The sequence below is a fragment of the Proteus sp. HMSC14B05 genome, from assembly GCF_001808035.1.
Taxonomy (GTDB): Bacteria; Pseudomonadota; Gammaproteobacteria; order Enterobacterales; family Enterobacteriaceae; genus Proteus; species Proteus mirabilis.
In genome coordinates this window covers 213,648-239,271 of record NZ_KV791969.1, presented here as the reverse complement: position 1 = coordinate 239,271, position 25,624 = coordinate 213,648, and the positions used below count along the sequence as shown (strand labels likewise).

The window sequence follows — 25,624 nt, the reverse complement described above, 5'->3', positions numbered from 1 at the left end:
GGGATTGATAATTTGCCTTATTTTTTATTTATGCTTTATACCTTTCTCTCAAAAATAAAATGTATCAAAATAAGTATATAGCGACTTATTTGATGTTTATCTCTTACCAGAGAGATTTGACAGAGAAAATAATCCTGATTTAATAACAACATTTGGCAAATAATAGAAATAATGAACTATTGTTAGTAAATTGCCTCCGACCTATTCATGCGATTCTTTTTCAACGGAAAATAGCTTTACTATGACAACATTTTATACTGTATTAAGTTGGCTAACTTTTTTCTTCTATTGGCTATTGATCGCAGGGGTCACATTTCGTGTCCTAATGCATCGACGACCTGTCACCTCAACGATGACATGGCTACTGATTATTTATATCCTTCCTTTAGTCGGTGTTATCGCCTATTTTGCCTTTGGTGAACTTCATCTTGGTAAACGCCGTGTCGAACATGCTAGGCAGATGTGGCCTTCCGTAGTTGCATGGCTTGAAGAATTAAAAAAATGTAAACATATTTTCGCTAAACACTATAGTGATGTTGCGGAGCCCATTTTTCAGTTAACCGCTAAACGCCAAGGTATTAATGGTGTAAAAGGTAATAAGATCCAGCTACTAACAACTTGCGAAGACTCATTAAATGCCATCACGCGTGATATTAATAATGCGCGCGATAATATTGAAATGGTGTTTTATATCTGGCAATCCGGAGGATTGGTAGAGGAAGTCACTGAAGCCCTTATTCAAGCGGCTAAACGTGGTGTAAAATGTCGCATTATGGTGGATTCTGCAGGAAGCCGTAGTTTCTTTCGCACCAATGGCCCTGCAAGAATGCGAGCCGCCGGCATTGAATTTGTCGAGTCATTACAAGTCAATCTGTTCCGTTTCTTCTTGCGTCGTATGGACTTACGTCAGCATCGTAAAATAGTATTAATTGATAACTACATTTCCTATACCGGCAGTATGAATATGGTCGACCCACGCTATTTTAAACAAGATGCGGGTGTCGGTCAGTGGATTGATATTATGGTCAGAATGGAAGGCCCTGTTTCTACGACACTGGGTATTATTTATGCTTTCGACTGGGAAATGGAAACCGGTGAACGCCACTTACCACCGCCGCCAGATAACAATATTATGCCATTTGAACAAGCAAATGGGCATACTACACAGGTGATTGCCTCAGGCCCCGGCTTTCCTGAAGAACTCATTCAACAATCATTAATTACGGCCATCTATTCAGCCAGAAAAGAATTAGTCATGACAACCCCCTACTTCGTGCCAAGTGACGATCTGGCTCATGCCATTTCAACCGCCGCTATGCGTGGTGTGGATGTCAGTATTATTGTGCCACGAAGTAATGACTCTTTCCTGGTACGTTGGGCAAGCCGAGCCTTTTTTACTGAAATACTTGAGGCGGGTGTAAAAGTTTTTCAATTTGAAGATGGCCTATTACATACAAAAAGTGTGATGGTTGATGGTCAACTGAGTATGGTTGGCTCGGTTAACCTTGATATGCGTAGTTTATGGCTTAATTTTGAAATAACTGTTGTGATTGATGATGAATGTTTTGCTAGTGATCTTAGCATCGTACAATATGATTATATTGCCCGTTCAACACAACTTACTCTTGATGAATGGGAAAAACGTCCATTTATGAATCGGGTGTTAGAACGCCTTTGTTATTTCTTTAGCCCACTTCTCTAGAAAGAGTGATACAATCAGCTCAGTAATTATATCAACAATAAAATAGTTAGCGAAAACAGCTAACTATCGATATAAATAGCGCGACAATATTGACATAATTTATAGGCATGACCATGAACCAACCAACCTTAATCAGTGAAGAAGAAGCTTTAGAACAAGCCTATGATCTCTTTTTAGCGCAAGCCGCTGATAATCTTGATGTAGCCGATCAGCTGCTTTTTAATTTACAATTTGAAGAACGAGGTGCAGCTGAAGTTGTTACATTAGGGAATAATTGGCAATTTATTGTCGGTTTACCTGTTTCATCAGCCCGGTTTAGTGAAGTGATTATCGGTCTTGCACCGGATGAAAACGCCGATATTGATGATATTTTTGGTCGTGTATTAATTAGTCGTGATCCCCTGCAACCCATGTACCATATTATTTGGAAATCTTAACTTCTTAATAACCACACAATTTGTCTGTTTAACTACACTGGCGAACTTATCAATTTTAATTTGTTTAAAAGTAGCTTATATAAAGACTAAAAAGGTCGCAAAAGCGACCTTAGAAAATATATTGACTATCGTGTGTGACACCTTTGATTAAAAACGATAACCGATACCCACTACCCAAGTAGTAAAATCAATATCATATAGTTTGGAGTATTCATAAGAAACATCAATAGCTAAGTTAGTGATTGGGTTTACTTGTACACCTAATCCATAAGCCATTGATATCTTATTTTCTTTTTCTCTTTCATCATAGTAGTGAAAGTCTTCATGAAAATAGCCAAAACCTATTAGTCCATATGCACTGACATAATTGTTAAGGCGGTAACTTGGACCTGCCGTTAACGAATAGTAGCTAATCTTTGAAGTACCTGCATATCCCCAATGATCATAACCATCATTTTTATTTTTTGCATATGAAAACGAGCTGATAACGCCCCAATCATTAGCTACTTCATGATTATATTTTAAGTTAATACCTTTAAGGTTATCATTTATTAAATCTTCATCGACTTTCAATTTAGATTTAGCATACCCTATCGACACTGTATTTTCTAATGTTGCATAAGCATTAAAAGAAAGAGTAGAAACAACGAGTATTGAAGTTGAAAGCAAAAAATTAAATTTCATTTTTATTCTCTATATAAAATAACAAAAAAACTAAAAAAATTATATTTTTTATGAAGTTAAGCATCTTTAAACAATAAAAACGATACAATAAAAAACATTTATTATAAAGAAATTCTTATTAATAAAATGAAAATAAAATCTCTCTCTTTAATTAGAGTAAACTTATATTATTTTTATCCACCATTAAGTAAATATTAAGAATTGTTATTGTTTTTGATTATTCTAAATTAACCAAAATATAAAAATAAAAAATCATACGCTTATATAAAATAAATATTATTAAATCTATTATTTTATGCTATCTTTATAGCATAATTTATCTTATGTTATTTTTTTATTAGTTGAGTTATCAATGTTAAAATTAAATAAAATTCATCATGTGGCGATTATTTGTTCTGATTATACCGTCAGCAAACATTTTTATTGTCAAATACTGGGGCTTACCCTATTAAATGAAAAATACCGTGAAGAAATACAATCTTGGAAAGCTGAGCTTGCGTTAGGTACAGTCTACCAAATTGAATTATTTAGCTTCCCAGATGCGCCAGCACGTTTAAGTTACCCAGAAGCACGTGGTCTACGCCATGTGGCATTTGCAGTGGACGATCTTGATGCTTCAGTTGCTTATTTACAACAAAACAATATTCAATGTGAGCCAATACGTATTGATCCTAGTAGCCAAAAACGTTTTACCTTTTTTCAAGATCCCGATGGCTTACCTTTAGAGCTTTATTCAATATAGTTCACAACATATAACAAGGCCGCAATAAATAATGCGGCCCCAATTAATATATTATTTATTAATACGTTAAAATATAGACATAAAATGATTAATCTATATTTTTATCAAATACACTATTGACTAAAGTGATTTTTGACTCTGCTTTTGTATATTGTTTAATCATCGGAATGATGCGACGAAAATGTTCACTATTACAATGAATATCTAGTGCTTCTTTATTTGGCCATGATTCAATAAAAATAAAGTGACCGGGATCTTTCTCATCAACAAATAAATCATAGCTAATACAAAGTGCTTCTTGTTGGCTAGCTTTCACCAATTCTTGGTAAAGTGGTAAGACCGTTTCTATTGATGCTGATTTAATAAAATCTTCTGCAATAACCTTTATCATAAATATCCCTTACTATTAATATAGAATGGTGATGAGGTACTATTTACTATTATAGAGGTTATATTATGATTAAAAATAATAGAAAAATTCAAACATAATACCGCCCAAACCAATAGGGTTTAATGGCCCAAAAAGACCAATAGGTAGAAAAGTGGTTGCCATGATCTATTTCCTTAGTTTTATATGCAAGTGTATACGTTGCTATTATTTTTGATAAAAATAGATAAATCAATAAGATAAACTCTACTTTTTAAGATAATATTGACCCTATTCACTTTTGTTCTGTATCACGATGATCTTCCCCCCTATTTTCTACTAAAAAACAACTTACTTTCTGTATAAAAATCATTATTTACGAATAATTATGCTAAAAGTGTATAAAAATAGGCGTTTAAATTTTTCTGTTTCTCTTTATATAATAACAGGTCAATGTTTATATCATGTACAGTAAAAGTATGGGGGTTACTGTGTGGCTTGAACAATTTGGAGTGCTCAATATTTGGACATATCTTGCGGGTATGTTCTTTATTATTATCGTCCCCGGCCCTAATTCCCTTTATGTGCTTAAAACCAGTGCATCAAGAGGAGCTGGTGCAGGTTATCGAGCCGCATTAGGGGTTTTTATTGGCGATGCTATCTTAATTTTCTTAGCATTTATCGGTGTGGCATCAGTTATTAAAGCCTCTCCTGTGCTTTTTACTATTGTCCGTTTCTTAGGTGCTTTTTATCTACTCTATCTCGGTATCAAAATTATTCATGCTAACTTCTTTGCCAAAAAGCAAAGCCATACTGAGACAAACTGTATTCAAGAGCATGTATTTCGTAAGGCATTAACATTAAGCTTAACCAACCCCAAAGCGATTTTGTTTTATATCTCCTTTTTTGTGCAATTTATCGACTTTAACTATGCACATACTGGTTTATCCTACTTGATCTTAGCTTCTATGCTTGAAGCATTTAGCTTTGTTTATCTCTCTTTTCTTATTTTTGGTGGTGTAGCATTGGCGCGTTTCTTCGGTTCACGTAAAAATATCGCTAAACTGGGAAATGGTATTGTTGGGCTATTTTTTATGGGGTTTGCCACCAAACTTGCCACACTCTCCTCTTAAATAGACGTCCTTTAGTGACTTAAATAAGGGGCTGTTGTTATCAATAGCGATTATCTTTATAGTAATCGCTATTTTCCCCGTTACTATCTTGGTCAGTAAGTCAGCCCCACAGGGTGGCGATTATTTTACTTAGCAGTTTCGAAATGCGCGATGCTTCTGTTATCATTGTCGGCTTATCATTTCCTTGCAATAAGTGGTGATTAAATTTTGCTTTTTAGCTTTATTCGTTTAAACGCATAGATATTATGTTATTCCGATAAAGCACGTCATACAACAAATTGAAAACAAAGCAGAAAACCCCTTTAAAGTAAGTTAAAAAACCTTAGCAACGATATAGAACCGTAAAAAATGAGCATCCCAAAAGAGCAATATAATTTTAACAAATTACAAAAACGCTTACGCCGTAACGTTGGGCAAGCTATCGCTGATTTTAATATGATTGAAGATGGCGATAAAATCATGGTGTGCCTTTCTGGCGGGAAAGATAGCTATACTCTCCTATCTATCTTAATGAATTTGCAAAAAAGCGCGCCAATACAATTTTCCTTAATTGCCGTTAATTTAGATCAAAAACAGCCGGGCTTCCCTGAGCATATTTTACCTGAATATCTTGAGCAACTGGGTGTAGAGTATAAAATTGTTGAAGAGAATACTTACGGTATTGTAAAAGAGATCATTCCAGAAGGTAAAACCACCTGTTCACTTTGCTCTCGCTTACGTCGTGGTATTTTATACCGTACAGCCACCGAAGTTGGGGCAACAAAAATTGCTTTAGGCCACCATCGTGATGATATTTTAGAAACGCTGTTTCTGAACATGTTTTATGGTGGAAAGCTAAAGGGCATGCCACCTAAATTAATGAGTGATGACGGAAAACATATCGTTATTCGTCCATTGGCTTATGCCAGAGAAAAAGACATTGAGCGTTTTGCTCAAGCAAAAAATTTCCCTATTATTCCGTGTAATCTTTGTGGCTCTCAACCTAACTTGCAACGCCAAGTGATCAAAGAGATGCTAAGAGATTGGGATAAACGTTACCCTGGGCGCATTGAAACCATGTTTAGGGCAACCCAAAATATTGTTCCCTCGCATCTATGTGATACCCAATTATTTGACTTTGCTAATATCAAACAGGGTGATGAGATTATTAACGGCGGTGATCTAGCATTTGATAAGGATGATATTCCAACAAGCCCTATTCTTTCCGATGATGAAGATGAGCGTCCTGACTTTAGCCAAGCTAGATTGGATGTTGTTGAGGTAAAATAAGCATAGCCAGTATTATCCCTAGCAAACCATCGTCGTTGCGCTGGGGTTTAATATGCTTTGCTTATGACGAGAATAATAAGCAAAAAAAAACCGATGTTTATTTAACATCGGTGTAATAATGGTCAATTATTCTGTATTAAGAACTCAATATGAGAAAAACTACAATTATGGAGCACAACGTTCATCGCTCAACGTTGTATTCACCTGCGAGAGTTATAATGCCAGATGTTGGCATTTAAAAAATTGATATATCTCAAACAGAGTTAGAGAATTCTTTTTTAAATCCATTTAGTTACGATTAATTTGCTGAAATTTCACAACCACCTACTACGCTTTAACCACCAAGCAACAATCACAATCAAGAAAAACAGTGAAAAGCAAAATATAGCAAAGCCATAAGGAAACTCATTACCGGGGATCCCCCCTAAATTAACCCCAAATAGTCCTGTCAAAAAGGTCGTGGGCAAAAATAGCATCGCCATTAATGACATGGTATATGTGCGCCTGTTCATCGCATCTGCCATCATTGAAGTAATTTCATCAGCAATAACGGCTGTACGAGAAATACTACTATCTAAATCTTCTAATCGACGCGAGAGACGTTCTGATATTTCAACCAAACTAATGCGATCACTGTCGCTCATCCAAGGTAATTTTTCGATAGAGAGTCGAGAGAATACATCACGTTGTGGCGCCATATAACGGCGTAACACAATCAGTTGCTTACGTAGCAATGCCAATTCACCTCGAGCCGGAATTTGCTGATCGAGGATCATATCTTCCAACTCAATTAATTGGTCATGAAGTGTTTCAACAAAATCACCTATTTCATCTGTCACTGCATCGGCCATAGTGATCAACCAACTACCACTATTTTCTGGACCATCACCCACTTCTAAAGAGTGGATCACCGAATCAACGGAATTAACGCGACGATGTCGGCTCGAAATAATCATTTGACCATTAATATAAATACGATACGCAATCAGTTCATCCGGCCGATCATCGGGGTTGTTATTAATCGTTTGCAAATTAATAATAACCCCTTCCCCGATACGCTGTGCCTTAGGTCGAACATTTTCAGCTAAAAGCACATCTTTTGCGATAGGAGGAAGTAACTCAGTCTGATTAATCCACTGATCACTTTTGGGTTTACGATAATCGAGATGAACCCAAAAAGGCCTTTCATTACTTGCTATGCTATTAGCCGTGATCGGCATAATTCCGCCATGCCCATTAAGCTGAGCCGTATAGATAGCATCAGAATCTTCGATTATAGCGTTATTGACACTTTTCATTATTCGTCCTCCTTGATACCATCATTTAAAATATAATTTTATGCTTTTTTCTAAAATCATGTAAACAATCAATAATATTGCCTTTATTTGATTATGTTGCAAGAGGTTAAATCAAGCCACTATTTAGCCTAGATTAACGCCATCACGTTCCCCCATCTACAACAACATTATTGAGTAAAATATTTTCTACTTTAAGATTTTTACACTAAAATAAGCATTAATTATTAGGTTATAATAGATTTTTCAATATATGCCTATATTTAGGTTATCGATTGGCACTAGATATTAGTCATAAAAATGAAATTTGCTTAAAATAAACGCAAATATTTAATTAATTTGTCGCCCCTGAAATAAGGCTATTAATATGAAAAAGTTTCTCACCATTCCTTTATTTTTACTTTTAGCAGGATGCAATACAGCGACAGGAACCAACACCCAAGTTATGAACGATTCGACAAAAACACTGCTTATTGACTCTCAGCTTTATGATTGTGTTGGTGTTGCGCCAATGAAATGCATGAAAGTAAAAGAATTACCTGCTGGTGAATGGTCTCTCTTCTATCAAAATATCGAAGGATTTGATTACCAAGCGGGAACGCAGTACAAAGTAAAAGTCAAAGTTACAGATATTCCTAATCCTCCTGCGGATGCACCAAGCATCAAATATACACTGGTTGAGATCTTAGATAAAAAGTAAGTAACTCACTAGCTAAACAATGGATTTTCGGATCCATTGTTTATTTCGCTATTATTACGCTTTCCTTTAGCTATAAATTATAAATAAGATCCAATAATAATAACGATTATTTATAAAATATCTTATATTATCTAAGATTATAGTAATTACCCTTCTATTAATACCAAAATAATTTCTTTTAACTCAATAAGAATGCTAGTTTTTTTTAAGAATCATTCCAAAGAAATTAACTTGAAATATGTTATTAACTCACTAAAAATATCGCCATCTCCAACAAATTAGATACGCGATAATGAAAAAAAATCTTATTTTATTTATAAGCTTTATTTTACCTTTCTCTCCATCACTACATGCTTTTGAGAATAATCAGGCAATTTATGGCGGTTACATATATGGAAAAATAAAAAACCACAAAGCAAATGGTGCAATAATAAGTTATCACTATGGATCCGATATTCACTGGGGAATGTTACTTTCATTACTGCATATCAAGTCAACACATCAAAGCCATTTTATAGACGCTAGCTCACTTAAACTAGGCACAAAAGATGAACATGCAAAGGTTTCTGCATTGTTAATAGGCCCAACGTATCGAATTACACCTTCTTTGGCTATCTACGCCCAAATGGGGCCTAAAAAATTAAAATATCGAGTTGATAAAAGTTATTCAGGCGTTGCGGTAACCGATACCATTATCGTCGACACCACCAATGTGATGTTTCAAGCGGGTATTGATTATAGCCTTAGAAAAAATGTAGGCATTAATCTTGGCTATTTACATTCAGATACTGAGTCAAACAAACATAATATTAGACTAAATAGTATCCAATTATCCCTAGGCTATCGTTTTTAATGTTTTATAAATAAACGATAACATAAGTTAAAAATAATCTTATCAATTTTATTTGTTGTTAAAATACGTTTACTGACCACTGAAATTATAATTATAAGGCTATATTAAGTAGTTATACCTATAAATAAAAAGTATAAATTTATACTTTGCATCAACTGCACGATTAGTCAAAACATTCATGCAAAATTATATTAACATAATTTTGCAATGTTTATTCCTTTTGAGTCTCCTTCTGTTGCATAACAGAGGGATTTTTTTTCTCTATCTCTCTTCCCCTAAAAAAAAAGTACGCAATAATCATTACGTACTCTTTGCTAATATTTTGGCTTTCTTATCTTATTGCCTGTAACACTTATTTAATGCTTTATAACATACAGCATATGGCTATAAGCGACATCTTCAGGATTCTCAATGGGATAACCTTTTAGCCAAGGTTTAATTAGACGCCCATTAGTATACTGATAGATAGGGGCAATAGGCGCCTCTTCCGCAATAACCTGTTCTGCACGATTATAGAGACGATTTCTTTCCTCTTCATCTGTCGTCATATTGGCTTGGACTAAAATCTCATCATATTGCTGGCTCTGATATTTTGGGATGTTTCCAGCATGCTTAGAGCCTAATAAAGATAAAAATGTGGAGGGTTCATTGTAATCGCCTATCCATGACGCTCTTATCACATCAAAATCACCTGAATTACGACTATCAATATAAGTTTTCCACTCTTGATTGCGTAAGTTTACCTTTACGCCTAACTTTTTCTTCCACATAGAAGCAACAGCAATGGCGATCTTTTGATGATTTTCTGAATTATTATAAAGCAGAGAGAGAGTTAAAGGATTATGAGGACCATAGCCGGCTGCTGATAACAATATTTTGGCTTGGCTATCTAATTCATCCTGACTGTATTCATCATATAGCGTTGGCTCAGGCGTAAAATTAGCCGTCACATCAGGAGTAAAGCGATTCGCTGATTTTTCTCCAGTACCAAGGACTTTATCAGTAATAATTTTTCTATCAATTGCCATAGCTAACGCTTTGCGAACCCGAATATCTTTGGTAGGCCCTGCTTGTGTATTAAATGCATAATAATAAGTACCTAACTGCTCAGGGATATACACTTGATCAGGAATATCTTTCATCAATTTGTGATATAAGTGTTTAGGAAAAGACTCTGTAATATCAATATCCCCAGCTAAATAACGTTTAGTCGCTTGTGATTCATGATTAATAGGCACAAAAGTGACTTTGGTTAACACCGTATTGTGGTGATCCCAATAGTAAGGGTTTGGCGTTAACACAATTTTCTCATTCACAACGCGATCTTTTAGTATAAAAGCCCCATTACCGACTAAATTACCTACTTTGATCCATTCTGAACCGTATTTTTCGATTGTGTGTTTAGGTACAGGATAAAGTGAAAAATTGGTTGCTAAACTAGGGAAATAAGGAACAGGTCGTTCTAAGGTAACTTTTAACGTTTTTTCATCAATGGCTTCCACACCTAACGAGGTTGGTTTTAATTTACCATCAATAATTTTTTGGGCATTCTCAATAGAAGCTAGGGCTGCATACCAAGCAAAAGGAGAAAGATTTTTTGGATCAACTAATCTTTGCCAACTATAAACAAAGTCAGAAGCCGTCACCTTTTCGCCATTTGACCATTTAGCATTATCACGTAATGTAAAAATCCAAACCCGGTTATCTTCTGTTCGCCATGATTGTGCCACTCCAGGAATGGGACGCCCTCGCTCATCTTCTATCACTAATCCTTCAAATAAGTCTCGTTGAACTTGAGCCTCCGTTAAACCTACGGCATTAATGGGATCAAGTGATGCGGGTTCATCTTTTAAATGTCGCACTACTTCCTGTTTTTTGTCGAGTATCGTTCCTGATGGCACCACTGCCGCATTAGCCTGTGATATGAGCAATCCTTGAACGACAAGTGCACATGATATAACGAATATTTTGCGCATGTCTGTTTCGTCCTGTAGTCTATAAGCGAGTTAACTTAATAATTATAAAAGCCTGATAAAAAGGCACAATCACTGATTGCAAAAATTTTATCAATTTTACCGTTTTCACTCTTTTATTTTAGAGATGTAGACAAATTTTAATCATGGTTACGCATTAACGAATATTATCGTTAATAATTTAGTATTAATAATGGTTAGTTCAATAAGTAACAAAGGAGAACAACAATGGCACATCAAGTGACTTTACAAGGTAATGCGGTGACTTTAGCTGGAAATTTCCCCACTGTAGGCCAAAAAGCAGCCGATTTTTCTTTAGTAGGTAAAGATCTAAATGATGTTTCTTTAGCGCAATTTGCCGGCAAACGTAAAGTATTAAATATTTTCCCAAGTGTAGATACTGGTGTTTGTGCAGCGAGTGTTCGCCAATTTAATAAAGTCGCCAACGAATTAAATAATACCGTTGTACTGTGTATTTCAGCAGATTTACCTTTTGCACAAGCACGTTTTTGCGGTGCTGAAGGTTTAGATAATGTTGTCACATTATCAACAATGCGTGGTGCGGAATTTAAAGAAAACTACGGTGTCGCGATTACGTCAGGTCCTTTAGCGGGATTAACTAGCCGTGCTGTGATTGTACTTGATGAAAGTAACAACGTTATCTACACCCAATTAGTTGATGAAATCACCACTGAACCTAATTATGACGCAGCATTAGCTGTACTAAAATAATTGACAATAACGTTATTCATACCGAGTAATGTAAAAAACAAACGGGCTGATATAGCCCGTTTGTTTAAATAAAAACCATTAACACATTGTAATATAGTATTATTTCTCTGTTTTATCCGCTTTTTTACTTGTTAAATCATATTCACGTAATTTATTTGCGATCGCGGTATGAGAAATACCTAAACGTTTAGCCAGTTTACGTGTACTTGGATAATCACGATATAAACGCCTTAAAATAGAAGCTTCAAATCGCTTAGTCATTTCATCTAGCGAGCCTTCAAGCAAATCTTCATCAAATAAAGTATCCGCAGTATGCTCAGGCAAGGCAATATCTTGAGGTCGCAATGTATTGCCTACTAACTGAGCCATGGCTTGATAAATTGTGTTTCTTAATTGACGAACATTACCAGGCCAGCCATATTGTACTAAATAAGCAGATAAATCAGGGGAAATAACAGGTTTTGATGCTTTCTGCTCTAAACAATATTGATTAATAAAATGCAGTGCTAACGGCATGATATCCGCTTTTCTTTCCCGTAGCGGTGGTAGAGTTAATGTCAATACATTAAGTCGATAGTAGAGATCTTCCCTAAATAACCCTTTTTGTACTAATTCCCATAAGTTTTTTTGTGTTGCACAAATTATTCGAACATCAACTTTAACTTCGTGCTCTTCCCCAACACGACGGAAAGTACCATCATTTAAAAAACGCAGGAGTTTAATTTGCATTTGTGGCGACATTTCGCCAATTTCATCCAGCAAAACAGTGCCTCGATTGGCTTGTTCAAAAAAACCTTTTTTACCTTCGATAGCATTAGGATATGCACCTGCCGCATAACCAAATAACTCACTTTCAACCACATCATCAGGCATAGAGGCACAGTTAAGGCCTAAAAATGGCTCTCTGGCTCGAGGACTTAATAAGTGGCAAGCTTTAGCAAATAGATCTTTGCCCGTCCCCGTATCCCCCACTAATAATAAAGGATCATCCATTTTTGCCATTTTTTTAGCGCGTTCAACTAATTGTTTCATGGGGGTGCTAACAGCAATAACTTGTTCAAACCCCGAATTATCATTAACAATTAATTTCGGATGCTCATGAATTATTCCGCGATATTTCAATAAAATGAGTGCACCAACACAATGATTAAACTGATTATCATCAGTCAGTTTTATTGGCACAATCTCCATATCAAAATGTTGTTTTTTTAATTTGATGGAGATAATTTCAGCATGAGGATCTTTTTGTTCTAACCAGCGATGGATATTAAAGTTAGGTATCAGTTGGTTAAAAGATTTTTCATTTTTATCATTTTCATCTAATTCAAACAGATGCCGTGTAGCTGGGTTTAATAACTTAATTTGACCTTTGGTATTAATAGAAAAGACAGGGACAGGTACTGATTCTAATAGTGTCCACATAGCTCGATGCTCTTGCTCTGATGGCATAAAAGCCACAGTACGAACATCGATAACCCCCTCAATTCTTCTGATTTCAGCCATTAAAGGTTGAAATATATTAAAATCGATTTGCGAAAAATTTAGATAAATAAGACCAATAGGAAAGATTTCAATTCCACGCAAATCGATATTTTTTAATACAAGTAGATCGAGTAATTCGCGGGTTAACCCGATGCGATCTTTACAGGTAACTTCTAAGCGCATTTTAAACCTTCTTAATACTGAGTGCCCCTGAACTAATTGCTGATATTATACATTAATATCAATTAAATAAAGGGCTTTGTCAGCAAAAGTTGACACTATTAGCATTTATTTTTACACAAAAGAGGTGATATTTTGATTATAAATGCTTTTTTAACGCTTTTAAAAAATTAAAACAGAAAAATGTTGAAGGCTGAATGATCTCTTTTAACTCATAAGCGATAAAATGCTTGATCCTTTCCAATAAAAACATAAGTTCTCTTCTTATAAATTTTTTGATTGTGCAACAACCATGAGAAAAACAAAAAATGAGATAATCTAGTGCATATATCGCTGCTTTCTTTTTATTATTGTTTTTTACATACTCAAAGATCTGTGCCGTTTCTTTAATTGGTGATAATAGAGCTTGCTTTTGTTGTGCATATTTTATTTTATCAATTGCATCATCCAAAATAGGCGTTAAAAAGGCCAATTGACGGTTAATATGAGTAATATTCAAAGAAGAACCAATATAAAACTTGCGTCTTTGTTTTGAAAGTTTTTTTATTGTTTCAATCTTCATTTTTCTTTCCTCGCACTTTAGATATAAACTTATATAAAAACACTATTATATAAAATACTAACCAGCTAATAATTTAATATTAAACATCATCGCAGTTATACATTTATATTATGTTGACGCTATTTATCATACTAAAGTAAATAAGCTTTACTATCAAAAAAAGAAAAAACGTTAGCTAAATGTTAAAAAAATAAATAAAAACAAATAAATACAATAAGTTAACCAAGTACCTTAAAGCTATTAATCTTTACTTATAACTATTTTTTACCAATGTAATACCAACTAACTTTACAACAATAAAATGTATATTTTTCGATAGAAATAAATTATTTCCTTGCCCATACACATATCACTTTTATATACACTAACAATTAATTTAGCGATAAAAAAACCTCAACAATAATACTTATTGTTGAGGCTATTCAATTTATCTTGAATTCAAGAATATATTGATAGATAACTCACTCTTTCTTCTTATTACCTAATGTATTTTTTAATTGACCGATAAGCTCTTTTCTAAAGTCACTCAATTTAGGCTTATTATCAATCCAGGGTAATGGACGGCATAACTCCATTGCTTTAATTCCCAATCGGGCAGTTAATAATCCAGCGCCAATGCCTTGAGCGGCACGCGTGGATAACCGAGCAGCCAAATCTTGTGAAAGCCAATCCATTCCCACTTCTCTCACTAATTCAGTCGCTCCAGCAAACGCAATATTGACGAGTACCAAGCGAAATAGCTTTAATCGGCTATAGTAACCAAGTTCAATACCATATATTTGTGCAATACGATTAATTAACCGAATATTTCTCCAACCAATAAACGCCATATCCACCATTGCTAATGGACTTACTGCAATCATAAGGGTTGATTCCGCTGCAGAACGACTAATTTCAGCCCGTGCTTGCTTATCTAAAATCGGTTGTACTAATTGGCTATATAATTCTAAAATTTCTCTATCGTTATGCGTATCATGTAATGTACTTTGCCAACGAATATAAGCAGGATGTTGTGAATTAATACCTGCTTGTTTGGCTAAATCTTCACAAAAAGGGCGCCCATTCCCTATTGCATGACTATAGAGTAATTCTCTCGCTTTATCACGCTCGTCAGCCCGTTGGCGTAAACGATAAATACGACGCCACTCAGTAATTACCGATCCCATACCCGCAATAACAATTAATCCTCCCGCACTGGCTGCGCCTAAAGCAATCCAATCAGAATTTATCCATGATTGATAGATCCACTGTCCCGCTTGAGCAATAACACTAACACCTAAAATAGTACTCGCCACTGTTATTAAGCGTTTCCATAAACTTTTTCTAGGCTTTAGGGCCGATTGGATCTCACCTTCTAAACGCCCTTCATTTTCCTGTGCCTCTAATTGCGGATTGTAGGGAACAAATTGTTCATCTTGATTGAAATCAAGCCCTTTTTTTAAGCTGATTTCTTCGTTTTGTAAGGTTGATTGTTTAAAATCAATACGTGATTTTAATGGCTCATTCATTTTAGTTTATCCCCTAATAAAAACTCCAAGGCACTATCCATACGAATATGGGGAACGGCACTGTCTCTCGATATTTGTTGAGGCCGGAAAGATTCAAAACTAAATCCTTGCTTTTGCCAAAATGCCTTTTCAGGCAATCTCTTAGGAACTTCTCCTGGAAAATAAACGAGCGGCTGATTATCCGTTAGTCGGTAGCCTTTTAGGGCTGGGATTTTTTCACCATGATGATCGACAATGCCACTTTCTGTCGCAGCAATAGAAGCAAGCCCCATACAATCAATGCTTATTCCTTCAAAAATAGCATTCTGTTTCGCATCTTGAATAAGTTGCTGTAACAAAGAGACTAAATTTTCATGCTGATCTGGCGTGATATGGTCAGCCTTAGTGGCTGCAAATAGCAGTTTATCAATACAGGGGGAGAATAAACGTCTTAATAAGGTTCGTTTGCCATAATGAAAGCTGCGCATTAATTGTGTGAGCGCTTGTCTCATATCATTAAAAACATCCGCACCTTGATTTAGGGGTTGTAGGCAATCGACTAAGACAATTTGTCTGTCAAACCCTTGAAAATGGTCGCGATAAAATCCTTTTACAATATGTTGACCATAATATTCATAGCGCTTTTTTAACATACCAATATTGGTTTTTTTATCGGCATTTTTTAATTTAGCACTATCGTATTGCGTTAAGTCAGCCCAAGGGAAAAATTGTAAAACAGGTGCACCGGATAATTCCCCTGGTAAAACAAAGCGTCCCGGTTGAATAAAATGTAGTCCCTGTTTTTTACAGGCTAATAAGTATTCAGTATAAGCTGCGGCGATCTCGGCTAACAGCGTTTCATCAGCAGGGGCAAAGGGATCACATTTTTTTATTAACGACTGCCACTGTTGCACAGGTGCCGTTCGTTGTTGATTAACTCTATTCATCTGCTCAGACCATTCAAAATAGTCTTGCTCAAGCATAGGTAAATCAAGTAACCATTCACCGGGATAATCAACAATTTCTAAATAGAGCGATGAAGTTTCTTTTATAAAACGCGTTAAAGACTCATGAGAGCGATAGCGTAATTGCAAACGTATTTCACTGACACCTTTAGTAGGTACAGGCCAGCTGGGTGGCGTATGGTAAAGTGACTCCATAGCTTCATCATAAGTAAAGCGTGGAATACTTAAGTTATGTTGCGGTATACGTTTAACCCCTAATAACTGTTGGTTGCGTGCCGCAGAAAATAAAGGTAAACGCGCCCCACTATGTACATTGGTGAGTTGATTGACTAAAGAGGTAATAAAGGCTGTTTTACCACTGCGGCTTAACCCTGTAACAGCGAGGCGTAAATGCCTATCTACGCCTCGATTAATCAGTGCAGTTAGTTCATTTTGTAAGCGTTTCATGTTTCTCCCAAGACACGTGACGCGATAACTTATCTAGCCCCATTTTTATCATAGGCTCAGCTATCAATAGAACCAACCAACGTAACGGTTTATAACTCACACGTTTTAATATACCGCCGGTTATTGCGGCTGGCCCAAATAAAGTTAATAACATTAAAGCAAATGTTACCCCTTTTTTCGCCCATTTAGTGAGTTTATTTGTTTTAACGGTTGTCGGTATCAAAGTGGAATTCATCATTCCTCCTTAATAAGCAAATGGTTTATATCCAAATAAAGACGCTCCTAGTATTGGAGCGTCATATTAGATTAAGTGGCAAGAAAATTATAAATCTTGAAAGCGTTTATTGAGCTGATAAGTCGAAGAAGTAATATAACGTTCCATTTGTTGTAAACGTTTTTCACCTTTTGTTAATTGACTATCCACTTCTTTTAAAATAGCTTTTAAATCCTCTTGCTGTTCCTGATGTTGGTTATAATTATCAGGTGCAGGCTCCATAAAGAAACTTAAAACAAGATAAACAACAATGGTTAAGCCAAAAAAACCAGCAAAGAGTGCAATCACCGCAATAACCCTGACTAATAGCACAGGAATATTAAAATAATGGGCAAGCCCAGCACATACGCCACGGATCATGCCTTCTTGTGGCAAGCGATACAATGATTTGCTCTGCATCGTCATTATGATTGCCTCCAGTTAGGATGTTCTGCATCAAGAATATCTTCTAATGTCTTAATGCGTTCCTGCATTTGCTGAGCTTTATCCACCAGCGCGCTCAGTCGCTGCATTTCTTGTTGGGTTAACTGAACCTTCCCTCCCCCTTTTTGGCTGTTATAGTGCAACCATAACCAAATAGGAAGAATAAATAACACAAAAATTGTCAGTGGTATTCCCAGAAATATATAGCCCATTACATATCCTTTATAAGATGGTTATTACGCTTGCTGTTACTCTTTATTAGTATTGATTTTAGCTTTTAATGCCGCTAATTGCGCGCTAATTTCATCATCGGCTTTCAGCTCAGCAAACTGTTGTTCTAATGATTTTTCTTTACCTAATCCATAGCTTTGCGCTTCGCCTTCCATATGATCAATTCGACGCTCAAATTGTTCAAAGCGCGCCATTGCCGCATCCATTTTACCGCTATCTAATTGACGACGAACCTGACGTGAAGAGTTTGCAGCTTGGTGGCGAACCACTAATGATTGCTGTTTAGCACGCGTTTCTGTCAGTTTATTTTCTAATTCACTGATTTCACCTTTGAGACGATCTAATGTTTCATCAATGATAATTAGTTCGTGTTTTAAGGTATCGCACATTGAAGCAATACGTTGTTTTTCAATTAACGCCGCACGTGCTAAATCTTCTTTATCTTTAATCAGCGCGAGTTCCGCTTTATCTTGCCAATCTTTAATTTGTTTTTCTGCTTGCTCAATACGACGCTCTAAGCTTTTTTTCTCTGCTAGCGTACGTGCAGAAGTTGTTCTGATCTCAACTAACATGTCTTCCATTTCTTGGATCATTAAGCGGATCATTTTTTCAGGATCTTCTGCTTTATCCAGCAAAGAAGCGATGTTGGCATTAATAATATCAGCAAAACGTGAAAATATACCCATGATGTTATCCTTAATAGCTATGATAAATAATAGCCTTGAGTGTTGATTAAATAGCGTTATTAACAATAACGCCCAGTTGCTATAGTTAATACAATTTGCGTGCCAACTTTTCAAAATAACTTAACACATTAATAAATAACATTTTATTTTTCCTCGCCTATTTTTTACACTACTGATAGACTGGTGAGAAATACCTCAATATGGTGATTTTAACCAATGCAAGAGAATTTAGAGACAATAATTGGTGTTGATAGTCATTTTATCGATGTTTTAGAACAAACCTCAGCCCTCGCTCAACTCAAAAAACCAGTATTGATTATTGGTGAACGTGGTACTGGTAAAGAGCTTATCGCTCATCGATTACACTATTTATCACCTTGGTGGCAAGGACCATTTATTTCCATTAACTGTTCGGCATTAAACGATAATTTGCTTGATTCAGAGCTGTTTGGTCATGAAGCGGGGGCATTTACCGGAGCGAAAAACCGCCATCAAGGACGTTTTGAGCGTGCCGATGGCGGCTCTCTTTTTCTTGATGAGCTAGCCACTGCACCGATGCTGGTGCAAGAAAAGTTGCTACGCGTTATTGAGTATGGTCATTTAGAACGAGTGGGAGGTAGTCAATCGCTGCATGTCGATGTGCGCCTTATCTGTGCCACTAACGCAGATCTACCGGCAATGGCGGACGAGGGTAAATTTCGTGCTGATTTACTGGATAGATTGGCCTTTGACGTAATTCGTCTGCCCCCTTTAAGAGAGCGTAAAGCCGATATTATGCTACTGGCTGAAAACTTTGCGATTGCTATGTGCCAAGAGTTAGGGTTGCCCTTTTTCCCCGGTTTTAGTGACAATGCCCGCCAAATTCTTTTAGATTACCGTTGGCCGGGGAATATTCGCGAACTAAAAAATGTGGTTGAACGTTCTGTTTATCGCCATGGCACCAGTGAGCGTGAACTGGATAATATTATTATCGACCCTTTTGCGCGCTTTTCGTCTTCAACCATAGCTGAGCAACCTCAGCCTCAAAAGGAGATGATCTTTTCATTACCGCCATTACCGCTAGATTTACGCCAGTGGCAACATAGCACAGAAAAAAACTTACTAGAGCAAGCATTGAAAGAGAGTCGTTATAACCAGAAGATGGCGGCAGAAAAATTAGCATTGAGCTATGATCAATTACGCGGATTAATAAAAAAACATCACATAAAATTGTCGGTCTAGTTTTGTAAATAAGATGAGCAAAGACAGAATGAAATACAGACAAAAAAAAAGCCAGCACCCGAGCTGGCTAGTAAAATAATACTGGAAGCAATGTGAGCAATGTCGTGCCCTTGTGCGAAAAACCTCTATCGCCAAAGGACAATACGGATGATAATCTTTATCATTAGCGTTTGTAAAGCTTTTTATTGAGAATTTTTCTCAATTTGTTTTTTTTGACAATTTTGGGCTAGCCAGTTTTTTAAGTTACAATAGCCAAATCGTTTATCTAAAAGACATAATTATGCGCCCTATTTTACTTATTAGTACTATGCTACTGGCTTCAATAAGTATGACTTGTATGGCAGAGATAGCTACCAAAGCTACAGAGCTATCTGTCGCGCAAGAGCCTACAAACATTCATCAAAATGGCTTTGTCTATTGTGTTGATGGCAGTGTAAATACCTTTAATCCTCAACTTTCGAGCAGTGGATTAATTATTGATCCCCTAGCCGCGCAACTTTACGATCGTCTTTTAGATGTTGACCCTTATACCTATCGTTTGATCCCTGAAATTGCCGCACGTTGGGAGTCTCTCGATAATGGCGCAACTTATCGCTTTTATTTGCGTAAAAATGTGTCATTCCAGACAACACCTTGGTTTACGCCTACACGTAAACTCACCGCAGACGATGTTATCTTTAGTTTTGAGCGCATGTTTTCTGCCAATAATCCTTATAATCAAGTTAATGGTGGTAAATACCCCTATTTTGATAGTTTAAGTTTGGCGGATAATATCAAATCAATTAAAAAGTTAGGCAAATACACCGTTGAATTTAATCTAAAATCTCCTGATGCTTCTTTTTTATGGCATTTAGCAACCCATTATGCGCCTATCCTTTCAGAAGAATATGCCAGTAACCTTGAAAAATCGGGTAATCAATCGCAACTTGATTGGAAACCTGTAGGCTCAGGGCCTTTTTACCTTGATGAATTTCAGCCAGGCCAATTTGTTCGATTACTGAGAAATGAGCAATACTGGAAAGGTCAGCCCAAAATGCAACAAGTGGTTATAGACACGGGTGCAGGCGGTACTGGACGTATATCTAAACTCTTAACGGGAGAGTGTGATGTTTTGGCCTATCCTGCGGCAAGCCAATTAAAGGTCTTACGTGATGATCCTCGTTTACGCCTTACATTACGTTCAGGAATGAATATTGCTTATCTTGCGTTTAATACTAATAAGCCACCGTTTAACGATCTAAAAGTGCGTCAAGCCATCGCTTATGCGATTAATAATGAACGACTAATGGGATCTATTTATTACGGTACGGCTGAAACAGCCGCATCGGTTTTACCTCGTGCCTCTTGGGCTTATGATAATCGCGCTAAAATTACCGAATATAATCCTGAAAAATCGAAGCAAATATTAAAAGAGTTGGGACTTGAAGGACTTAAATTAAACCTTTGGGTTCCCAGTGCTCCGCAATCTTATAATCCCAGCCCGTTAAAAATGGCTGAGTTAATTCAAGCTGATTTAGCCCAAGTAGGTATCCAAATGAATATTCGACCTATAGAAGGTCGCTATCAAGAAACCAGTTTGATGGATAGAACTCATGATATGACTTTATCAGGATGGTCAACAGATAGTAACGACCCCGATAGTTTTTTCCGCCCATTATTTAGTTGTGCGGCTATTAGTTCGCAAACCAATTTAAGTCATTGGTGCTCACCGGCATTTGACAATGTGCTACAACAGGCGCTTTATAGCCAACAACTGGCCTCTCGTATAGACTATTATCACCAAGCACAAGATATTTTAGCGCAAGAGCTACCGGTTTTACCATTAGCTAATTCTTTACGTATGCAGGCTTATCGTTATGATATTAAAGGACTTGTATTAAGTACATTTGGTAACGCTTCTTTTGCCGGTGTGTATCGCGAAGCAGAAGTTGATGAGGATAGTCACAACCAAGAGGCTACAACAAACCCATGATTATCTACTCGATACGTCGCTTACTGTTATTAATTGTGACGCTCTTTTTCTTGTCACTGGTGAGTTTTAGTCTCAGCTATTACACACCCAATGGGCCGTTAAGTGGTGCTTCTTTATTTGATGCCTACTTTTTTTATACCCACAATATGTTCCATTTTGATTTTGGAATTTCTTCAATTAATGGCGAACCCATTAAAGCACAACTTATTGAAACATTTCCTGCCACTATGGAGTTATGTGCATTGGCATTTATCTTTGCCCTACTTATCGGCATTCCTGCGGGGATCATCGCGGGTGTATGGCGCAATAAACCTGCGGATACTTTTATTAGTCATCTCGCACTTTTGGGCTTTTCAGTTCCGGTCTTTGGTCTTGCATTATTACTGACACTTTTCTTTTCATTAAAGCTAGGTTGGCTACCTGTTTCAGGCCGTATTGATTTACTGTATAACTTACAGCCTATAACGGGGATCGCAGTCGTTGATGCTTGGCTATCGGATTCGCCTTATCGTCAACAGATGATCATAAACGTTTTGCAACATTTAATTCTACCCGTGACTACACTAGCTATTGCTCCTACTACGGAAGTTATTAGGTTGATGCGTAATAGTACAGAAGAGATCATGGTCGAGAATTATGTGAAAGCAGCGGCAACCCGTGGCTTATCACGCTTTACTATTATTCGCCGTCATATTCTACATAATGCATTACCCCCTATTATTCCCAAATTAGGCTTACAGTTTTCTACCATGTTAACACTGACGATGGTGACCGAAATTGTTTTTAACTGGCCAGGATTAGGCCGTTGGCTAGTAACGGCCATTCGCCAACAAGACTATTCGGCTATTTCAGCCGGTGTTATGGTTGTTGGTTCAATGGTTATCATCGTCAATGTGTTATCAGATATTGTCGGTGCGATGAGTAATCCAATGAAACACAAGGTGGGATATGCCTTTAGATAGCCAGTTTTATAAAGAGAAAAAAACACCATCACCAGCTGCGGTGATTTGGCAATGTTTTTCTAAAGATATTCTCTCCATGGTGGGCTTTTATGGTGTTATCTTCCTGTTAATATTAAGTATTGTTGGTCCTTATATTGCGCCTTATGCACTCGACCAACAATTCTTCGGTCATCAATTAACACCACCTTCTTGGTATCAAAACGGTAATGTCACCTTCTTTTTTGGTACTGATGATTTAGGGCGCGATGTCTTTAGCCGTATTTTAATTGGTACGAGTATGACCTTTGGTGGCGCTTTTATTGTCACCTTTGCGGCGACACTTATGGGGTTAATTATGGGTTGCCTTGCAGGAATGACCCACGGCCTAAAATCCGCAGTGTTAAATCATATTTTAGATACACTGTTATCCATTCCATCACTCTTATTAGCCATTATTGTGGTCGCTTTTGTAGGGGCAAGTTTAGAGCACGCCATGATAGCAATTTGGCTAGCACTACTCCCCCGCTTAGTGAGAATGATCTATTCAGCGGTAAATGATGAATTAAATAAAGAGTACGTTATTGCCTCACGTCTTGATGGTGCATCAAATATCTCTATTTTATGGTATACCGTATTGCCGAATATTACCCCAGTATTGGTTTCTGAATTAACTCGGGCTTTTTCTATCGCAATATTAGATATCACGGCATTAGGGTTTCTGAATTTAGGCGCTCAATTACCTTCCCCTGAATGGGGGGCAATGCTCGGCGATTCCCTAGAGTTAATCTATGCTGCACCTTGGACAGTCCTTATCCCCGGAGCCACCATTATGATCAGTGTATTACTTGTCAATTTATTAGGGGATGGCTTACAACGTGCCATTAATGAGGGGGTGGAATAATGCCGTTATTAGACATACGCAACCTAACTATTGAATTTATGACACCCGATGGCCCAGTAAAAGCGGTAGATCGCGTTTCCATTACCCTCAGTGAGGGAGAAGTAAGAGGTTTAGTCGGTGAATCTGGCTCCGGAAAAAGTTTGATCGCTAAGGCAATTTGTGGCGTGACTAAAGATAATATTAAAGTGACTGCGGATCGCTTTCGGTTCGATGATATTGATTTACTTAAATTATCACCAAGAGCACGTCGTCGGGTGATTGGTCATAATGTGTCGATGATTTTCCAAGAGCCTCAATCTTGTCTTGATCCGGCGACCAAAATTGAACACCAGCTTATTCAAGCAATCCCTGGTTGGACATTTAAAGGCCACTGGTGGCAACGTTTTCATTGGCGAAAACGCCGTGCAATTGAGTTACTTCATCGGGTTGGTATTAAAGATCATAAAGATATCATGCGTAGCTATCCTTATGAGTTAACCGAGGGTGAATGCCAAAAAGTGATGATAGCCATTGCCATTGCTAACCAACCCCGTTTACTGATTGCCGATGAACCAACTAATGCGATGGAGCCGGCAACGCAAACACAAATATTTCGTTTACTCACCCGTTTAAATCAAAATAATAATATGACTATTTTATTAATTAGCCATGATTTGCAGTGGATGAGTAAATTAGCCAGTAAAATTACGGTCATGTATTGTGGTCAGACAGTGGAAACCGCCATACCTGAGGAACTATTGGTTACCCCCTATCATCCTTATACACAAGCCCTTATCCGCTCTATTCCTGATTTTACTAACTCTTTGCCTCATAAAAGCCGTTTAAATACACTACCCGGTGCGATCCCCTCTTTAGAGCACCTACCTGTTGGATGCCGTTTAGGCCCTCGTTGTCCTTATGCACAACGTCAATGTATTGAAGCACCTCGATTACGTGCATTTAAAAATCATGCGGTGGCTTGTCATTTCCCATTAAATGTGGAGACGACAGATGTTCGATAAATTACTTGAAGTCAAAAACTTATCAAAAACATTTCGTTACCGTACAGGATTATTCCATCGCCAGCAGTTGAAAGCGGTAAAACCGGTGAGTTTCACTCTTGAACCGAAGCAAACACTGGCGATTATTGGCGCTAATGGTTCAGGTAAATCAACATTAGCTAGAATGTTATCCGGCGTTACAGAGCCAACGGGTGGTGATATTTTTATAAACGGTCATCAATTAAGTTTTGGCGATTACTCTTATCGTAGTCAACGCATTCGGATGATATTTCAAGATCCCACAAACTCACTCAATCCACGTCAGCGTATTGGGCAAACATTAGACTTACCATTACGACTTAATACCGAACTTAGTGGCATAGAGCGAGAAAAACGCATTTATCAAACTTTGCGGCAAGTAGGACTATTACCAGAACATGCTAATTACTATCCACATATGTTTGCCTCAGGACAACGCCAGCGGATCGCCTTAGCTCGTGCACTTATTTTACAGCCACAGGTGATTATAGCGGATGAAGCTATTGCCTCTTTAGATATGTCTTTACGTTCACAAATTATTAATTTGATGTTAGAGCTACAAGAGACACATGAAATTGCCTATATCTATGTGACACAAAATTTAGGAATGACTAAGCATATTAGTGATAAAGTCATGGTGATGGATAATGGTGAAGTGGTCGAGCGTGGTAACACCGCTGAGGTATTAGCATCACCTTTACATGAAGTGACTCGTCGATTAGTGGCTAGTCATTTTGGGGAAGCACTTACGGCAGAAGCTTGGCGACAAGATTTACCTTAATATTAAACAGCATTAACATCATATTAATTGTTTATTATTTCACCCTTTTCCTTCAACTCCTCGGAGGTGCAAGGGAAATTAAACAAATTTACAAATGTCGTGGTAGAATCAGCCACGATTTATTAACAATAAGCGTGATAACCTAACAGATAAATAAAATTCTGC

The 25,624-nt window shown here is 37.0% G+C and carries 26 protein-coding genes; 14 read left to right on the top strand and 12 right to left on the bottom strand.

Translation table 11 applies throughout. The features are described from left to right. Positions 1-241: 241 nt before the first annotated feature. Positions 242-1,702, top strand: a complete 1,461-nt coding sequence (gene cls, locus HMPREF3129_RS03560) for a cardiolipin synthase (RefSeq protein ID WP_004248139.1) — start codon at positions 242-244, stop codon at positions 1,700-1,702. A 107-nt stretch (positions 1,703-1,809) separates the two neighbouring features. Beyond that, positions 1,810-2,139, top strand: coding sequence for an HI1450 family dsDNA-mimic protein (locus HMPREF3129_RS03555; protein WP_036918389.1), 330 nt, complete (start codon positions 1,810-1,812; stop codon positions 2,137-2,139). 147 nt (positions 2,140-2,286) lie between these two features. Here the strand turns inward: HMPREF3129_RS03555 and HMPREF3129_RS03550 are convergent, their stop codons facing one another. Then, the gene (locus tag HMPREF3129_RS03550) at positions 2,287-2,823 is read right to left on the bottom strand and encodes an Ail/Lom family outer membrane beta-barrel protein (protein WP_004243080.1); all 537 of its coding nucleotides are present in this window, start codon (positions 2,821-2,823) and stop codon (positions 2,287-2,289) included. Positions 2,824-3,175: 352 nt separating this feature from the next. Between HMPREF3129_RS03550 and gloA2 the strand changes: the two genes are divergently transcribed. Then, positions 3,176-3,565: an SMU1112c/YaeR family gloxylase I-like metalloprotein gene (gloA2, locus tag HMPREF3129_RS03545; RefSeq protein WP_020945701.1), complete on the top strand. Its 390-nt coding sequence runs from the start codon at positions 3,176-3,178 to the stop codon at positions 3,563-3,565. An 88-nt stretch (positions 3,566-3,653) separates the two neighbouring features. Here gloA2 and HMPREF3129_RS03540 read toward each other — a convergent pair whose 3' ends face one another. Then, a complete protein-coding gene (locus HMPREF3129_RS03540) occupies positions 3,654-3,956 on the bottom strand; it encodes a putative quinol monooxygenase (RefSeq protein ID WP_004243082.1) in 303 nt (100 codons plus the stop codon). Positions 3,957-4,396: 440 nt separating this feature from the next. Here HMPREF3129_RS03540 and leuE point away from each other — a divergent pair, with 440 nt between their 5' ends. Continuing rightward, positions 4,397-5,065 carry a leucine efflux protein LeuE gene (gene leuE, locus HMPREF3129_RS03535; protein ID WP_052124560.1) on the top strand — a complete coding sequence of 223 codons (669 nt, stop codon included), beginning with the start codon at positions 4,397-4,399 and terminating at the stop codon, positions 5,063-5,065. Between the two features lie 348 nt (positions 5,066-5,413). Continuing rightward, positions 5,414-6,334, top strand: a complete 921-nt coding sequence (gene ttcA / locus HMPREF3129_RS03530) for a tRNA 2-thiocytidine(32) synthetase TtcA (RefSeq protein WP_004243086.1) — start codon at positions 5,414-5,416, stop codon at positions 6,332-6,334. Positions 6,335-6,648: 314 nt separating this feature from the next. On the opposite strand, the gene zntB is transcribed toward ttcA, so the two are convergent. After that, positions 6,649-7,632, bottom strand: coding sequence for a zinc transporter ZntB (gene zntB / locus HMPREF3129_RS03525; RefSeq protein WP_004243087.1), 984 nt, complete (start codon positions 7,630-7,632; stop codon positions 6,649-6,651). Between the two features lie 364 nt (positions 7,633-7,996). Here zntB and HMPREF3129_RS03520 point away from each other — a divergent pair, with 364 nt between their 5' ends. Both HMPREF3129_RS03520 and HMPREF3129_RS03515 read left to right on the top strand, forming a co-directional pair. After that, positions 7,997-8,329 carry a DUF4377 domain-containing protein gene (locus HMPREF3129_RS03520; RefSeq protein WP_004248145.1) on the top strand — a complete coding sequence of 111 codons (333 nt, stop codon included), beginning with the start codon at positions 7,997-7,999 and terminating at the stop codon, positions 8,327-8,329. 292 nt (positions 8,330-8,621) lie between these two features. After that, entirely contained in the window at positions 8,622-9,182 is a 561-nt protein-coding gene (locus HMPREF3129_RS03515) for an outer membrane beta-barrel protein (protein ID WP_004243090.1), read from the top strand. A 356-nt stretch (positions 9,183-9,538) separates the two neighbouring features. Here HMPREF3129_RS03515 and HMPREF3129_RS03510 read toward each other — a convergent pair whose 3' ends face one another. Further along, positions 9,539-11,158, bottom strand: coding sequence for a peptide ABC transporter substrate-binding protein (locus tag HMPREF3129_RS03510; RefSeq protein ID WP_036918391.1), 1,620 nt, complete (start codon positions 11,156-11,158; stop codon positions 9,539-9,541). 225 nt (positions 11,159-11,383) lie between these two features. Between HMPREF3129_RS03510 and tpx the strand changes: the two genes are divergently transcribed. After that, positions 11,384-11,887: a thiol peroxidase gene (tpx, locus tag HMPREF3129_RS03505; protein WP_004243092.1), complete on the top strand. Its 504-nt coding sequence runs from the start codon at positions 11,384-11,386 to the stop codon at positions 11,885-11,887. A gap of 99 nt (positions 11,888-11,986) precedes the next feature. On the opposite strand, the gene tyrR is transcribed toward tpx, so the two are convergent. The 8 genes from tyrR to pspA form a co-directional block, all read right to left on the bottom strand. Further along, the gene (gene tyrR, locus HMPREF3129_RS03500) at positions 11,987-13,552 is read right to left on the bottom strand and encodes a transcriptional regulator TyrR (protein ID WP_004243093.1); all 1,566 of its coding nucleotides are present in this window, start codon (positions 13,550-13,552) and stop codon (positions 11,987-11,989) included. 136 nt (positions 13,553-13,688) lie between these two features. After that, complete coding sequence (locus HMPREF3129_RS03495; protein WP_004243094.1) at positions 13,689-14,111, bottom strand: hypothetical protein; 423 nt, start codon at positions 14,109-14,111, stop codon at positions 13,689-13,691. A 461-nt stretch (positions 14,112-14,572) separates the two neighbouring features. Further along, on the bottom strand, positions 14,573-15,619 hold the full coding sequence (locus HMPREF3129_RS03490; RefSeq protein WP_004243095.1) for a YcjF family protein: 1,047 nt from the start codon (positions 15,617-15,619) through the stop codon (positions 14,573-14,575). Continuing rightward, positions 15,616-17,010 (bottom strand): YcjX family GTP-binding protein, encoded by a 1,395-nt coding sequence (locus tag HMPREF3129_RS03485; protein ID WP_036918393.1) that lies wholly within the window; start codon positions 17,008-17,010, stop codon positions 15,616-15,618. Before HMPREF3129_RS03485 ends, HMPREF3129_RS03490 begins: the two co-directional genes overlap by 4 nt. Beyond that, on the bottom strand, positions 16,991-17,248 hold the full coding sequence (gene pspD, locus HMPREF3129_RS03480; RefSeq protein WP_004243098.1) for a phage shock protein PspD: 258 nt from the start codon (positions 17,246-17,248) through the stop codon (positions 16,991-16,993). Before pspD ends, HMPREF3129_RS03485 begins: the two co-directional genes overlap by 20 nt. An 84-nt stretch (positions 17,249-17,332) precedes the next feature. Next, the gene (gene pspC, locus HMPREF3129_RS03475; protein ID WP_004243099.1) at positions 17,333-17,689 is read right to left on the bottom strand and encodes an envelope stress response membrane protein PspC; all 357 of its coding nucleotides are present in this window, start codon (positions 17,687-17,689) and stop codon (positions 17,333-17,335) included. Continuing rightward, entirely contained in the window at positions 17,689-17,919 is a 231-nt protein-coding gene (pspB, locus tag HMPREF3129_RS03470; RefSeq protein WP_004243100.1) for an envelope stress response membrane protein PspB, read from the bottom strand. The genes pspC and pspB overlap by 1 nt, the downstream gene beginning before the upstream one ends. 36 nt (positions 17,920-17,955) lie before the next feature. Further along, positions 17,956-18,624 carry a phage shock protein PspA gene (gene pspA, locus HMPREF3129_RS03465; protein WP_004243102.1) on the bottom strand — a complete coding sequence of 223 codons (669 nt, stop codon included), beginning with the start codon at positions 18,622-18,624 and terminating at the stop codon, positions 17,956-17,958. Positions 18,625-18,840: 216 nt separating this feature from the next. On the opposite strand from pspA, the gene pspF reads away from it, so the two are divergent. From pspF to sapF, 6 genes are all read left to right on the top strand, one after another. Further along, a complete protein-coding gene (pspF, locus tag HMPREF3129_RS03460) occupies positions 18,841-19,845 on the top strand; it encodes a phage shock protein operon transcriptional activator (protein ID WP_004248148.1) in 1,005 nt (334 codons plus the stop codon). 280 nt (positions 19,846-20,125) lie between these two features. After that, positions 20,126-21,817 carry an ABC transporter substrate-binding protein SapA gene (sapA, locus tag HMPREF3129_RS03455; RefSeq protein WP_004243105.1) on the top strand — a complete coding sequence of 564 codons (1,692 nt, stop codon included), beginning with the start codon at positions 20,126-20,128 and terminating at the stop codon, positions 21,815-21,817. Next, a complete protein-coding gene (sapB, locus tag HMPREF3129_RS03450; RefSeq protein WP_036918395.1) occupies positions 21,814-22,779 on the top strand; it encodes a putrescine export ABC transporter permease SapB in 966 nt (321 codons plus the stop codon). Before sapA ends, sapB begins: the two co-directional genes overlap by 4 nt. Continuing rightward, positions 22,766-23,659, top strand: coding sequence for a putrescine export ABC transporter permease SapC (gene sapC / locus HMPREF3129_RS03445; RefSeq protein ID WP_004243108.1), 894 nt, complete (start codon positions 22,766-22,768; stop codon positions 23,657-23,659). Before sapB ends, sapC begins: the two co-directional genes overlap by 14 nt. Beyond that, entirely contained in the window at positions 23,659-24,660 is a 1,002-nt protein-coding gene (sapD, locus tag HMPREF3129_RS03440) for a putrescine export ABC transporter ATP-binding protein SapD (protein ID WP_004248150.1), read from the top strand. Before sapC ends, sapD begins: the two co-directional genes overlap by 1 nt. Continuing rightward, the gene (sapF, locus tag HMPREF3129_RS03435) at positions 24,650-25,459 is read left to right on the top strand and encodes a putrescine export ABC transporter ATP-binding protein SapF (protein ID WP_004243110.1); all 810 of its coding nucleotides are present in this window, start codon (positions 24,650-24,652) and stop codon (positions 25,457-25,459) included. Before sapD ends, sapF begins: the two co-directional genes overlap by 11 nt. Positions 25,460-25,624: the final 165 nt, after the last annotated feature.

Excerpts from the sequence above, each read along its gene's own strand:
- HMPREF3129_RS03520 (WP_004248145.1), top strand. The coding sequence starts at position 7,997 with ATGAAAAAGTTTCTCACCATTCCTTTATTTTTACTTTTAGCAGGATGC.
- pspD (WP_004243098.1), bottom strand. The coding sequence starts at position 17,248 with ATGATGAATTCCACTTTGATACCGACAACCGTTAAAACAAATAAACTC.
- pspC (WP_004243099.1), bottom strand. The coding sequence starts at position 17,689 with ATGACGATGCAGAGCAAATCATTGTATCGCTTGCCACAAGAAGGCATG.
- pspF (WP_004248148.1), top strand. The coding sequence starts at position 18,841 with ATGCAAGAGAATTTAGAGACAATAATTGGTGTTGATAGTCATTTTATC.
- ttcA (WP_004243086.1), top strand. The coding sequence starts at position 5,414 with ATGAGCATCCCAAAAGAGCAATATAATTTTAACAAATTACAAAAACGC.
- pspA (WP_004243102.1), bottom strand. The coding sequence starts at position 18,624 with ATGGGTATATTTTCACGTTTTGCTGATATTATTAATGCCAACATCGCT.
- HMPREF3129_RS03515 (WP_004243090.1), top strand. The coding sequence starts at position 8,622 with ATGAAAAAAAATCTTATTTTATTTATAAGCTTTATTTTACCTTTCTCT.
- sapB (WP_036918395.1), top strand. The coding sequence starts at position 21,814 with ATGATTATCTACTCGATACGTCGCTTACTGTTATTAATTGTGACGCTC.
- gloA2 (WP_020945701.1), top strand. The coding sequence starts at position 3,176 with ATGTTAAAATTAAATAAAATTCATCATGTGGCGATTATTTGTTCTGAT.
- HMPREF3129_RS03540 (WP_004243082.1), bottom strand. The coding sequence starts at position 3,956 with ATGATAAAGGTTATTGCAGAAGATTTTATTAAATCAGCATCAATAGAA.
- leuE (WP_052124560.1), top strand. The coding sequence starts at position 4,397 with ATGTACAGTAAAAGTATGGGGGTTACTGTGTGGCTTGAACAATTTGGA.
- HMPREF3129_RS03510 (WP_036918391.1), bottom strand. The coding sequence starts at position 11,158 with ATGCGCAAAATATTCGTTATATCATGTGCACTTGTCGTTCAAGGATTG.
- HMPREF3129_RS03555 (WP_036918389.1), top strand. The coding sequence starts at position 1,810 with ATGACCATGAACCAACCAACCTTAATCAGTGAAGAAGAAGCTTTAGAA.
- zntB (WP_004243087.1), bottom strand. The coding sequence starts at position 7,632 with ATGAAAAGTGTCAATAACGCTATAATCGAAGATTCTGATGCTATCTAT.
- tpx (WP_004243092.1), top strand. The coding sequence starts at position 11,384 with ATGGCACATCAAGTGACTTTACAAGGTAATGCGGTGACTTTAGCTGGA.
- HMPREF3129_RS03495 (WP_004243094.1), bottom strand. The coding sequence starts at position 14,111 with ATGAAGATTGAAACAATAAAAAAACTTTCAAAACAAAGACGCAAGTTT.
- HMPREF3129_RS03485 (WP_036918393.1), bottom strand. The coding sequence starts at position 17,010 with ATGAAACGCTTACAAAATGAACTAACTGCACTGATTAATCGAGGCGTA.
- sapC (WP_004243108.1), top strand. The coding sequence starts at position 22,766 with ATGCCTTTAGATAGCCAGTTTTATAAAGAGAAAAAAACACCATCACCA.
- sapA (WP_004243105.1), top strand. The coding sequence starts at position 20,126 with ATGCGCCCTATTTTACTTATTAGTACTATGCTACTGGCTTCAATAAGT.
- sapF (WP_004243110.1), top strand. The coding sequence starts at position 24,650 with ATGTTCGATAAATTACTTGAAGTCAAAAACTTATCAAAAACATTTCGT.
- tyrR (WP_004243093.1), bottom strand. The coding sequence starts at position 13,552 with ATGCGCTTAGAAGTTACCTGTAAAGATCGCATCGGGTTAACCCGCGAA.
- sapD (WP_004248150.1), top strand. The coding sequence starts at position 23,659 with ATGCCGTTATTAGACATACGCAACCTAACTATTGAATTTATGACACCC.
- HMPREF3129_RS03550 (WP_004243080.1), bottom strand. The coding sequence starts at position 2,823 with ATGAAATTTAATTTTTTGCTTTCAACTTCAATACTCGTTGTTTCTACT.
- pspB (WP_004243100.1), bottom strand. The coding sequence starts at position 17,919 with ATGGGCTATATATTTCTGGGAATACCACTGACAATTTTTGTGTTATTT.
- cls (WP_004248139.1), top strand. The coding sequence starts at position 242 with ATGACAACATTTTATACTGTATTAAGTTGGCTAACTTTTTTCTTCTAT.
- HMPREF3129_RS03490 (WP_004243095.1), bottom strand. The coding sequence starts at position 15,619 with ATGAATGAGCCATTAAAATCACGTATTGATTTTAAACAATCAACCTTA.